Annotated in this window: 10 protein-coding genes; 4 read left to right on the top strand and 6 right to left on the bottom strand. The window is 65.5% G+C overall.

Annotated features, from left to right (window positions below; genetic code table 11):
* Positions 1 to 190: 190 nt before the first annotated feature.
* The 3 genes from aroA to QQL87_RS33580 form a co-directional block, all read right to left on the bottom strand.
* Positions 191 to 1,447 carry a 3-phosphoshikimate 1-carboxyvinyltransferase gene (aroA, locus tag QQL87_RS33590; protein WP_284419260.1) on the bottom strand — a complete coding sequence of 419 codons (1,257 nt, stop codon included), beginning with the start codon at positions 1,445 to 1,447 and terminating at the stop codon, positions 191 to 193.
* 899 nt (positions 1,448 to 2,346) lie between these two features.
* Complete coding sequence (locus QQL87_RS33585; protein WP_284419508.1) at positions 2,347 to 3,369, bottom strand: aldo/keto reductase; 1,023 nt, start codon at positions 3,367 to 3,369, stop codon at positions 2,347 to 2,349.
* Positions 3,370 to 3,602: 233 nt separating this feature from the next.
* Positions 3,603 to 3,938, bottom strand: a complete 336-nt coding sequence (locus QQL87_RS33580; RefSeq protein WP_349817275.1) for a hypothetical protein — start codon at positions 3,936 to 3,938, stop codon at positions 3,603 to 3,605.
* On the opposite strand from QQL87_RS33580, the gene QQL87_RS33575 reads away from it, so the two are divergent.
* Positions 3,916 to 4,704 carry an exodeoxyribonuclease III gene (locus QQL87_RS33575; protein ID WP_284419262.1) on the top strand — a complete coding sequence of 263 codons (789 nt, stop codon included), beginning with the start codon at positions 3,916 to 3,918 and terminating at the stop codon, positions 4,702 to 4,704. The two genes, QQL87_RS33580 and QQL87_RS33575, sit on opposite strands and share 23 nt — an antisense overlap.
* Before the next feature lie 267 nt (positions 4,705 to 4,971).
* Here the strand turns inward: QQL87_RS33575 and QQL87_RS33570 are convergent, their stop codons facing one another.
* Both QQL87_RS33570 and QQL87_RS33565 read right to left on the bottom strand, forming a co-directional pair.
* Positions 4,972 to 5,466, bottom strand: a complete 495-nt coding sequence (locus QQL87_RS33570; protein WP_284419263.1) for a hypothetical protein — start codon at positions 5,464 to 5,466, stop codon at positions 4,972 to 4,974.
* A 159-nt stretch (positions 5,467 to 5,625) separates the two neighbouring features.
* Positions 5,626 to 6,351 (bottom strand): alpha/beta hydrolase, encoded by a 726-nt coding sequence (locus tag QQL87_RS33565; RefSeq protein WP_284419264.1) that lies wholly within the window; start codon positions 6,349 to 6,351, stop codon positions 5,626 to 5,628.
* Between the two features lie 103 nt (positions 6,352 to 6,454).
* Here QQL87_RS33565 and QQL87_RS33560 point away from each other — a divergent pair, with 103 nt between their 5' ends.
* Positions 6,455 to 7,444, top strand: a complete 990-nt coding sequence (locus QQL87_RS33560; RefSeq protein ID WP_284419265.1) for a helix-turn-helix domain-containing protein — start codon at positions 6,455 to 6,457, stop codon at positions 7,442 to 7,444.
* Positions 7,445 to 7,456: 12 nt separating this feature from the next.
* Here the strand turns inward: QQL87_RS33560 and QQL87_RS33555 are convergent, their stop codons facing one another.
* Positions 7,457 to 7,750, bottom strand: coding sequence for a GlsB/YeaQ/YmgE family stress response membrane protein (locus tag QQL87_RS33555; protein WP_284419266.1), 294 nt, complete (start codon positions 7,748 to 7,750; stop codon positions 7,457 to 7,459).
* 712 nt (positions 7,751 to 8,462) lie between these two features.
* Here QQL87_RS33555 and QQL87_RS33550 point away from each other — a divergent pair.
* Both QQL87_RS33550 and QQL87_RS33545 read left to right on the top strand, forming a co-directional pair.
* Positions 8,463 to 9,959, top strand: a complete 1,497-nt coding sequence (locus QQL87_RS33550; protein ID WP_284419267.1) for an amidase — start codon at positions 8,463 to 8,465, stop codon at positions 9,957 to 9,959.
* A 70-nt stretch (positions 9,960 to 10,029) separates the two neighbouring features.
* A complete protein-coding gene (locus QQL87_RS33545; RefSeq protein ID WP_284419268.1) occupies positions 10,030 to 10,854 on the top strand; it encodes a hypothetical protein in 825 nt (274 codons plus the stop codon).
* The last annotated feature ends 53 nt before the right edge of the window (positions 10,855 to 10,907 follow it).

The following is a 10,907-nucleotide window of genomic DNA, read 5'->3' as shown; positions in this document are numbered from 1 at the left end:
TGGCAACCGCACTGTCACTGAGATTATCGTGTCTCACTTGAGGGGTGCAGTCCAGCACTGTCACCAAATTGGCAAAGAACTCGAACAAGCAGGCGAGTTCGCCGCCTAGCCATTCATTGCGATGTCGGATCTCGTTGAGGCTGCGAACCCCTCGATATTTGGCAGGCGCAGCGAGAGGCTCACCTCGGGCTCAGGCCGGGCGCGTCTCCACGCCGAGCGAGCGCAGCGCATCCCAATAGCCGGGATAGGTCTTGCCGACGCAGGCGGGGTCGAGGATGACGATGCCGCCGATCCGCAAGGCGGCGAGCGCGAGGCTCATGGCGATGCGATGGTCCTCGTAGGTTTCGATGCGCGCCGGCAGCGTCTGCCCGGCGAGCGCCGGATCGGCGGCGACGACGAGGTCGTCGCCGTCCTCGCGGCCGAGGCCGGGACGGATGCGCGACAGCTCCGTGGCCAGCGCGCGGATGCGATCGCATTCCTTGACGCGGAGGTTGGCGATGCCGGTGAAACGGACCGGCGTGGCGTTGAAGGCGGCGAGCACCGCCAGCGTCGGCACGGCGTCCTGCATCTGCGACCCGTCGATCACCGCAGGCAGGTGCGGAAACGTCCTGATCAGCCGCGCGGCCTGCGCGTCGGGCTGGGTGAAGGCCTCGATCGGCACGCCGAGGTCGATGCGGCCTTCCGTCAGCACTTCGGCCGCCCACAGATAGGTCGAGGCCGAGGCATCGGGCTCGATGACGAAGTCGGTCGCGCGGTAGCCGGTCGGCTCGACGCGCCAGGTGGTGCGGTCGACCGCCGTCACCCTGGCTCCGAACGCCGTCATCGCGGCGACCGTGAGGTCGACATAGCCGCGCGCGTCGAGGTCCTGGCCGGCGAGCGCGACATCGATCGGACCTTCGCCGCAGGCCGCCGCCATCAGCAGCGCCGAGACGTACTGGCTCGACAGCGAGCCGTCGATCTCGACCCGGCCCGCACCGAAATGCCCGCGTCCCTCCACCGTCACCGGCGGGCAGCCGGTCGCCGCGCCGGCCGCGATGCCGAGCGACCGCATCGCCACGAGAAGCGGGCCGATCGGGCGCTTGCGCATGGCGTCGTCGCCATCGAGAACGACGGTCCCCCGGCACAGCGCCACGGCCGCCGTGAGAAAGCGCATCGCCGTTCCGGCATTGCCGAGCATCAGCGGTCCGTCCGGCCTGCTCAACGCCCCTGGGCTCGTGACGACGAAGCTGGTGTCGTCGGGCTCGTCGACAGCAACCCCCATCTGCCGCAGGGCCGCCGCCATCAGCGTCGTATCCCTGGACTTCAGCGCACCGGTGAGATGGCTCCTGCCGCGCGCAAGCGCGGCCAGCAGCAAGGCGCGGTTGGTGATCGACTTGCTGCCGGGCGGCGTGACCCTGCCGACGAGCGGATGCGTGGGCGGAATGATGGCGAGCGGGGGCGAGGACATGACCATGCCAGTGGCACAGGCTTGCGATGGCCGCAAGTGACGGCGGCGCGAGCCGTGGTCCTGCACCAGCGGACCGCACGGATCCCCAACCGCGCTTGTAAAACTTGCAACCCGCTCAGCGCGGATGACGACGCCTTGAGCGCACGCCATCCCGCTGCCAAAACCGCCCCGTGCTGCCCAATGCGCTCCGACCTTGCCAGCTTGAGGCCGGATGCTTGCCCACGGCCCTCCCGCACACCGCTCACTTTTTTGTACGGCTTGAATGTCAGGTCGACGTGTCTCTTATCGCGTCCTTCAACGGCACTTAGACATGCCTAGGCGCAAGCTAACCTGGGCTGCGCCGGCCGGTGCATGTCACCGACTTCGGCTGCGACTCCAAGGCGAGTTCGCATCGACACGACTTGCCTCCGTACCGTCTGGCAGACTCAACAACTCAATCAATGAAGAATCAAAGTCGAAGAGATGCCCAATGCCAACAACGCGGCATTCAGAAGGTTCGTGGGAAGATCCACACAAGAATTGCCAAACTCCATCTGTGTGATCCACCAGCAAAATTGGTCTGTGACGCAAAGCTACGTGAATGCAGGCGTAAGCTTTACTGTGGTAGTCTTTGAAAGTTACCTCTGTCAATTCCAACTCCGTCGCAGCCTAAACCACTTTCCCCTGGACCGTTGCTTACCCGACACGCGGCTTCCACATTAAACGCCGTCGATGCGCCACCTTTCGAAAAGGACCACCAATGATCATATTGTTTTGAGTCTGGTGATCCAGGATTCGGATCGAGTTATTTGACGCGGTAGAAGCACTCTCGTTTTCCGGTTGCAGGATTTCGAGTACGGCGCCTTTAGCACGCGCCGCCCCTTCGGCTGCGATATTAAGTGCACTGTCACCGAATTGACCTACCCTCGCTCGTTCAGCATCGGGAAGCCGCGCTGGTGCCAGACCGGATAGGCTGGCGGGGTGTCGCTGGCGGCGTCGAGGCGGGCGATTTGCTCGGGGGTCAGGCTCCAGCCGACGGCGCCGATGTTCTCGATCAGCTGGGCCTCGTTGCGCGCGCCGACGATCAGGGTCGAGACGGTCGGACGCTGCAGCAGCCAGTTCAGCGCCACCTGCGGGATGGTCTTGCCGGTGTCCTTGGCGGCGGCGTCGAGCGCATCGACGATGCGATAGAGCCGCGCTTCCTCGAACTGCGGACCGGTGCCGGCGATGTCATGGGCGCGGGTGCCGGGCTTGGCCGGCTGCCCCCTGCGGATCTTGCCGGTCAGCTTGCCCCAGCCGAGCGGGCTCCAGATCACCGCGCCGACGCCCTGGTCGCGGCCGAGCGGCATCAGCTCCCACTCATAGTCGCGGTTCAGCAGCGAGTAGTAGGCCTGGTGCGCGACATAGCGCTGAGTGCCGTAGCGCTCGGACGACGCCAGCGACTTCATCAGGTGCCAGCCGGAAAAATTCGAGCAGCCGATGTAGCGGATCTTGCCGGCGCGCACGAAGCCGTCGAGCACAGCCAGGGTCTCCTCGACCGGCGTGTTGTAGTCCTGGCCGTGCAGCTGGAACAGATCGATGTGGTCGACGCCGAGCCGCTTCAGCGAGCCGTCGACGGCGTCGATCAGATGCTGGCGCGACGAGCCGTAATCGTTCGGACCGCCGCCCCTCGGAAACGTCGCCTTGGTCGAGATCAGGAGCCGGTCGCGCTTGCCCTTGATGGCCTGGCCGAGAATGCTCTCGGCGAGGCCATCCGAATAGACGTCGGCGCTGTCGAACATCGAGATGCCGTGATCGAGGCAGACGTCGATCAGCCTCGCGGCGCCGCCCGCGTCGGTGGCGCCCCAGGCCTTGAAGAAGTCGTTGCTGCCGCCGAAGGTCGCGGTGCCGAAGCTGAGCACCGGCACCCGCAGGCCGGAATGGCCGAGCCGTCGATAGTCCATCATCTCGCTCCGTCGTATCGCCCGGTCTCGCCGGGCGGTTCCTGGCGCAATCCATACGCCGCCGCCCGGCCCGCGACCATCGGGCGATGCGCATGGCTTTGTTGCGCGCGGAACCGCAGACGCGAGGCTCATGGAACGGTGGTGATCGCACGCGCGCTCTGCCTTTGCCGCTGCAGGCGGAGGTCGTCGCGGCCGCGAGGACGATTCCGGCCGCCGATTGAGCGGGTTGCGCCCTACTCCGTCTTGGCCGCCCCCTTGATCTCCTCCTTGGACTTGCTCTCGTCCTTGGTCTCGTCCTTGGCGGCGTCGAGCATCTTCTTGCAGGCGTCCGCCAGCTGCGCATAGTTGCGCGTGAGGCAGCCGATGATGCGGCCGCCGCCGGGGATCATGCCGAGGCAGAACCTGTCATAGTCGGCCTGGCAGGCGGCGCGCTGCGCGTCGGTCGGCACCATCTGCGCGCGCGCAGCGGTGACGGCCACCGACAGCGTGAACAAAACAGCAAGTGCGAGCTTGAACATCCGGCCTTCTCCCAGCGCTTTCGGCATCATGAAGATCGCGACCTTCAACATCAACAACATCCGGCGCCGCCTCCCGAACCTGCTGCGCTGGCTGCGCGCGGCCAGGCCGGACATCGTCTGCCTGCAGGAGCTCAAATGCACGCAGGCCGATTTCCCGGCGGATGAGATCGCCAAGGCCGGCTACAGCGCGGTGTGGCAGGGCCAGAGGACCTGGAACGGGGTCGCGATCCTGGCGCGCAAGGCCGAGCCGGTGCTGACCCGCACCGCTTTGCCCGGCGATCCCAGCGACACGGACGCCCGCTACATCGAGGCCGCCGTGCGCGGCATCGTCATCGGCTGTCTCTATCTGCCGAACGGCAATCCGCAGCCGGGACCGAAATTCGACCATAAGCTCGCCTGGTTCAGGCGGCTGCACAAGCATGCGGCCAAGTTCATCAAGGACGATCTGCCGGTCGTGCTCGCCGGCGACTACAACGTCGCGCCTGATACGCTCGACATCTACCCGACGAGATCATGGGACAAGGATGCGCTGGTCCAGCCGAAGAGCCGGGCGGCGTTCAAGGCCCTGGTCGACCAGGGCTGGTGCGACGCGATCCGCACCTTGCACCCGGACGCACCGATGTTCACTTTCTGGGACTACAAGCGCAACCGCTGGCCGCGCGATGCCGGCCTGCGGCTCGATCACCTGCTGCTGAGCCCGCAAGCCGCGCCTCGCCTCACCAAGGCCGGCGTCGACCGCGCCATCCGCGGCGAGGACGGCGCCAGCGATCACGCACCGGCCTGGATCGTGTTGCAATCGACCCGCGCCTCTCCGTGAGCACGCTGCTTATGACCAAACTGCTGCGGCGATCTCGGAACCCGCCCCTCATGGTGAGGAGCGCCGCGCCGACAAAGCCGATTGCCAAGCAAGGTCATCGTTCGCGGCGCGTCTCGAACCATGAGGCCGCGCCGAGGCCTCGCCCTTCGAGACGCCCGCCTTGAGGGCGGTCTCCTCAGGGTGAGGAGCAAAAGTGGTGCGAGAGGGAAACGAACAAACAGAACTAACAAACAGGACGAACAAATAGGACGAGATCGCGAGATCTGATCAGCTGCGATCCGGCCAGATCTGCTCGAGGTTGGTCGAGCGCTCCGGCAGGCCCTCGGTCAGTACCGCCATGCCGCCGCACACCGGTAGATGCACGACGAGGCTCGCGGCATCCGGGACGTTCGACCGCGGCGTCACGTTCCACAGCATGATCTCCTGGCGCGTGCGGCGGATCTCCTTGAACTCGTAGGTGAAGGTCTCGGCTCCGCGCGGATATTCGCGCCAGATGTTGCCCTCCTTGCGGAAGCTGCTCTGCGTGCCGCCGAAGCGATCGGGATAGGTCAGGCAGGCGGGGAGGTTCAGCGTCTCCAGCACGGCGGCGCCGATGTTCGACGCGGCGGGGATGACGCTGTTCACCGCGCCGATCGTTGCGAACACCGTGGTCAGCACGCCGGCCGCCATCGCGAGCCAGCCCGTCTTGGATCCGCCGGGCTGCGAAGCGTTGGCCTTGGAAGCGAGAACCTTGGACGACGACGTCAGATGGAGCTGGGCCATGACTGCGATCTCCGATGTTTCGGGAATGCTGACCAACCGGGTCCGTTCATCGGAGATTAATCTTGCAGGTCTCGACCCCGGCGAATGTGAGGCGGATCACAACCAGGACTATTGGCCAGCGGCCGCCACACGGCTGACGGTCAGCACCCCTGCCCTGTGTCAATCCCGGCCCGCATCCATGATCGCCTGCGCGAGCCTGCCGGGATCGGAGAAGCACAGCTCGTGGCTGCCCGGCACCTGAACCAGCCGGAACAGGCCGAGCTTGCCGGACAGACGCGGATGCCACGGCAGGCTGTGCGGCAGCGCCGTGTCCTCGGTGCAGTTGATGTAGGATTTGGCGATGGCCATCTCGGCCGGATTGGTGGTCAGCCTGATCGGGTCGGTGAAGGTCTTGTTCGGATGCGGATTGAGCACCTCATAGGTGCGCGTCGCGGTGGCGAGGTCGGCATCGTTGATGAAGGCCTCGCGCCAAATCGGGAACGGCAGCACCACCGAGCCGTCGCCACGCTCGGCTGCGACGGCGTCGAACAGCGCGACGTAATGCGGCGGCACCATGTCGTTCAGGCATTCGCCATCGTTGGGCACGAACGCGTTCCAGTAGATCAGCCGGCGGATGCGCTCCGGGATGCGGTCGGCGACACCGGTGATGACCATGCCGCCATAGGAATGCCCCATCAGGACGGCGTCGGTGAGGTCGTGCGCGGTAAAGTAGTCGCAGATCGAGGTGATGGCCTCGTCGAGCCCGGTGGTCTTGACGTCACCGGGGCGGTTGCCGCGGATGGTCGGCAGATGCACGACATGACCGGCCGCGCGGATCGGCGCCGCGACCGGCTCGAGCTGGGCGCCGGTATGCCAGGCGCCGTGGACGAGGACGTAGGTTGACATGATGGAGCTCCCCTGCACTGTTGATGGCGGTGCAAGGATGATGGCCGGTCGGCGCCTTCAGCGCTTGGCTGCAACTGAACCCAATTGGTCTCGGAGTGAACCGATGCCGGGCGCGGAGCAGGAACGTCAGCGGAGCTGGAATACGGCCATGGTGCGGCCGAAAGAGCAGTTCGCCTACTATCGCGAGGCGATCTGCCAGTCCTTCATGAACCTCACGCCGGAGCCGACCCGCGGCATCGGCTTTGCTGCAAATGTGCAGAGCGTCACCGTGGCGGACGGCGCGATCAACCGCGTCATTTTTCCCGAGCACATCGTGCGCCGCTCGCGCAGCGATATCGCGGCCTCCGGCCAGCGCTGCTTCTATCTCAATCTCAAGCTCGCCGGGCGCTGCACGATCCAGCAGGACGACTGCGAGGTCAGCCTGTCCGCCGGACAGGTCGGCATCTTCGACAGCGACCGCACCTTCGTGCTGCAGCACGATCGCGGGCCCTCGCTCGGCGTCATCTCGTTCCGCGTCCCGGCCGATGCACTGTTCGGCCGCTTGCCAACGGTGCTGGACATCGCGCCGACGCGGCTGTCGGACGATCCTTGCGTCGGCGCGCTGATCGTCGAGACGGCGCGCTCGCTCAACGCCAATGCGCTGCGCCTTGCGCCCGATGAGGCCGCCGCGCTGTTCGGCGTACTGCTCGATCTGGTCGCGCTGGGCCTGTCGCGCGGCAGCCGCAGCGAGGCGCATGCCACCGCCTCCTTCGCCGACGCCACCACGTTGGCGCTGCGGCGCGCCATTGACGCGCGGCTGCGCGAGCCGGGGCTGACGGTGGCTGCGATCGCAGCGACGGTCGGGATCAGCGAGCGCTACGTGCACAAGCTGCTGGCCCGTGCCGGCACCAGCTTCTCCGAGCTCGTGATGGCGCGCCGGCTCGACGGCGTCGCCCGCGACCTGCGCGATCCCGGCTGCGCGGGCCGCGACATCGGCGCCATCGCCTTCGACTGGGGCTTTTCGGACCTGTCGCACTTCTCGCGCCGCTTCAAGCAGCGCTTCGCCATGCGGCCGCGCGACTGGCGCGCGCAGCTCGATCGGCCCGCCCGCTGACGACGCCTGACGTCAGCGCGGATGGGGTTCGCGTGCCAGGCCCCACAACCAGATCGCCGCCAGCAGCACCAGCGAGCCGACGAACGCTGCAACGACGTCGCGCAGCGAAATGACGATGCTGCCCATCCCTGCAAACAGCCCAAACAGGTTGAACAAGACTCCCCCGATGAGGGCGCCGACACATCCCAACCCGATGTTGGTCAGAAGCCCGAACCCTGCCCGGCGGCGCTTCACCAGAATTCCGGCAAGGCCGCCGCCGATCAAGCCGACGACGAGCCAAGTGCCTGCGTGTGCCAGTGTGAACATTCCTCACTCCGTCAGTCTGCCATCGCCCCTGCTCCGGACCCCATGGCCAAGCCGCGAGATCATGAGGGTAAGCCGCAGAGCAAGGCGCGACCGTCCGGTGCGACATCGGCGCGGCCGGATCAGGGGGCTTGCTCAAGGAGCCACACGACTCGCTCGCCGACAGCTTACATGGATTTCATTGCCGTCCACTGAACTCTGCCGGCATCAACTCCAAATAGGCGTCCCGGTGCTTGCTTCGAGCTGGCAAGTTCGCTTCGTCGCGTCGTTCATTCGCGCAAAATGACACTCATTTGAATCCAATGTTCGATGCATCGATCGTCGCTTATGCAAGCCATTCTCGATCATTTCCGCCAACTACGTAGTTCACCCGAGTTCATACCGGCGTCGGAATCAGAAACAATGCCTCCCGCAGAGCGTGTGAGGACGACCGCATGTGTATGGCGTATGATTGGGCCAGATTGCGTGGCTCGCGACGGCATCATCTGAACGCCGTCGACCAGACCGAACCGCCACCACGCCAGTCGGTGCAGGCCGGCGTTGCATCGCTGTCCGTTCCGCTCTGCACGACATTCACCAGACCAAGGTGCTGATCACCATCATGGACGGTCGGGCGAGGCCCGAACGACAAGCCTTTGGCCCAGCGCCTTCGCGGACCGTCACCCCAATGACGACATCGACGCCCGGACCGATCTTCGAGAATGCGGAGACCCACATGATTGATAGAAGAACGCTCATCAAAGGCGCAGGCGCTGCGCTTGCCGCCTCCGGGCTCGGTCTTCCGGCCGCGCGCGCCGAGTCTCCCGATCCGCTCTGCTACGCGTCGGTCGGCGAGCTCATCGCGATGTTCCAGGCCAGGAAGGCGTCACCGGTCGATCTCTTGAAGGCGCAGATCAAGCGGATCGAAGCCTACAACACCAAGGTCAACTGCATCACCTACGAGCACTTCGATCAGGCGCTCAAGGAGGCCAAGCAGTCCGAGGACCGCTATCGGCGCGGGACCGCAAGGCCACTCGAGGGGATCACGGTCGCCATCAAGGACGAATTCAGCAGGCCGGGTTGGCGGATCACGCAGGGCTCGCTCATCTACAAGGACTCGCCGCCCGCGACGGAGAACTCCGCGATCACCGACGCGCTCGATGCGGCCGGCGCCGTCATGCCGTTCCAGACGACGGTGCCGGAGTTCTACCTTTTCCTCGGCGCGTCGACCCGCGCCTGGGGCACGACACGCAATCCGTGGAATCTCGAATACTCCCCGGGCGGATCGTCCGCCGGATCGGCGGCGGCGCTGGCCGCAGGCTTCGCCACGCTCGCGGTGGGTTCGGACATGGGCGGCTCGATCCGAATTCCGGCCTCGCAATGCGGCGTCTATGGCTTCAGGCCACCGTTCGGGCGGGTCGCGGGTGGCGAAATCCCCTACTCGACGTCCGGCCCGCTGGCGCGACGCTTCGACGACCTCGTCCGCTTCCAGAACGCGATCGTCGGTCCGTCCGATCGGGTCATGGCCGCGATGCGCCCTCGCCTCGACTATCCCATGCGCTATCAGCGCCTGTCGGGATGGCGTATCGCCGTGGACTGGGGCGACGGCATTGCCGACGTCATTCCGTCCGTGAAGGCGGCGATGCGCAAGGGCATCGCGGCGTTGCGCGCTGCCGGCTGCACCGTGGACGAGGTCGACTGCGGCCTGACGAAGGCCCACAAGATGGTCTTCATACGCGGGCTGATGGCGACATCCATTGGCACCGCGATCGAGATCTCGAATTCCCATCGAGATCAGCTCTCGCCCTATGTGACCGAATTGCTCGACCAGGTCGGCCCCGTCGGACCGCGCCAGGCTGAAGAAGCCGAGGAGTTGCTGCAACGACTGCACCGCCAGGTCCAGCAGCGCGTGTTCGGGAAGGGCTACCGCATCCTGCTGATGCCGACCATGGCGACGCCTCTCGTCGCAGCCGACATGTTCAAGAGCAAGGAGAACAAGGTGGACCCCTGGGTGGGCACCGGTCTGGGGTTGGCGCTGACGTGGCATTGGAATTTGCTCAACCGCTATCCGGTCGTCGATGTCCCTCTCGGCGTGGTCGAAAACCGCATGCCGTCGGGCATGCAGGTCATCGGCCAGACCTTCACCGATCTCGACACGTTCCAGTTCGCGTCGAACTGGTCTCGCCTGCGGCCGTCGCTGTTCGCGGGCGAGCGCTTCCCGACCTTCACATGACACAGCGGACCGGACGGGGGCGCTGCGAGGCAACCGCTGCAAGCGCAGCGCTTCGAGAGCGAGGTCGGCAATGATGCGTAGAGTTTTTCGACTTGCGGTTCTGCTGGTCCTGATCTCAGCGCTGTGTCCTGGCGCCGGCGCCTTGGCACAGCAGGCCAAGACGCCGTCTCTCGAAGATCTGGCCAAGGCGGCGCAGAACCCGATCGCGGACACGATCAGCGTTGGCCTCGAGACGATCGCCATGCCGAACACGGGTCCATACCGGCAGACGGCCGGCGTCTTCAAGATCGAGCCGGTCATCCCGTTCCAGCTCAATGCCGATTGGAATCTGGTGACACGCACCACCATTCCCGGCATCGCCCAGGTTCGCTTTTCGCCTGGGCAGGGCCGGATCGGCGGGGTCGGCGACATCAACCAGATCTTCGCGCTCACCCCGTCTCATTCGGGTCCCCTCATCTGGGGGCTCGGCCCGACCTTGTCCTATCCGTCCGCAACCGACCCGTCTCTCGGCTCCGGCAAATGGAGCGCCGGTCCGACCATCGTCGCGCTGACCATGCCGGGTCCATGGGTGCTGGGAGTGCTCGCCAACAACATCTGGTCGTTTGCGGGTCCGAGCGACCGCGCGCCGGTGAACCAGATGATGCTGCAGTATTTCATCACCTACAATTTTTCCGACGGCTCCTACATCAGCTCGAGTCCCATCATCAATGCAAACTGGCTGGCGAAGGGCAATGACCGCTGGGTCGTTCCGGTCGGTGCGGCAATAGGCAAGCTCTTCATGGTCGACAAGCAGCCGATCAACGCCGAGATCGGTGTCTACTACAATGTGCTGAAGCCGGACCTGGCGTCGCGATGGCAGTTTCGCGCCAGCCTGGCTTTCCTGTTCCCGAAGTGATGCTGCTCTCGGATGTGGCGTCGACCCGATCTTCTGCGGAGCTAACGAGGCGC

Origin of the sequence: Bradyrhizobium sp. SSBR45G (genome assembly GCF_030159255.1) — a bacterium.
Classification (GTDB): domain Bacteria; phylum Pseudomonadota; class Alphaproteobacteria; order Rhizobiales; family Xanthobacteraceae; genus Bradyrhizobium.
The sequence above is the reverse complement of the archived record's forward strand: the minus strand, read 5'-3'. Positions and strand labels throughout refer to the sequence as shown.

Excerpts from the sequence above, each read along its gene's own strand:
- QQL87_RS33575 (WP_284419262.1), top strand. The coding sequence starts at position 3,916 with ATGAAGATCGCGACCTTCAACATCAACAACATCCGGCGCCGCCTCCCG.
- QQL87_RS33570 (WP_284419263.1), bottom strand. The coding sequence starts at position 5,466 with ATGGCCCAGCTCCATCTGACGTCGTCGTCCAAGGTTCTCGCTTCCAAG.
- QQL87_RS33555 (WP_284419266.1), bottom strand. The coding sequence starts at position 7,750 with ATGTTCACACTGGCACACGCAGGCACTTGGCTCGTCGTCGGCTTGATC.
- QQL87_RS33560 (WP_284419265.1), top strand. The coding sequence starts at position 6,455 with ATGCCGGGCGCGGAGCAGGAACGTCAGCGGAGCTGGAATACGGCCATG.
- aroA (WP_284419260.1), bottom strand. The coding sequence starts at position 1,447 with ATGTCCTCGCCCCCGCTCGCCATCATTCCGCCCACGCATCCGCTCGTC.
- QQL87_RS33580 (WP_349817275.1), bottom strand. The coding sequence starts at position 3,938 with ATGTTGAAGGTCGCGATCTTCATGATGCCGAAAGCGCTGGGAGAAGGC.
- QQL87_RS33550 (WP_284419267.1), top strand. The coding sequence starts at position 8,463 with ATGATTGATAGAAGAACGCTCATCAAAGGCGCAGGCGCTGCGCTTGCC.
- QQL87_RS33545 (WP_284419268.1), top strand. The coding sequence starts at position 10,030 with ATGATGCGTAGAGTTTTTCGACTTGCGGTTCTGCTGGTCCTGATCTCA.
- QQL87_RS33565 (WP_284419264.1), bottom strand. The coding sequence starts at position 6,351 with ATGTCAACCTACGTCCTCGTCCACGGCGCCTGGCATACCGGCGCCCAG.
- QQL87_RS33585 (WP_284419508.1), bottom strand. The coding sequence starts at position 3,369 with ATGGACTATCGACGGCTCGGCCATTCCGGCCTGCGGGTGCCGGTGCTC.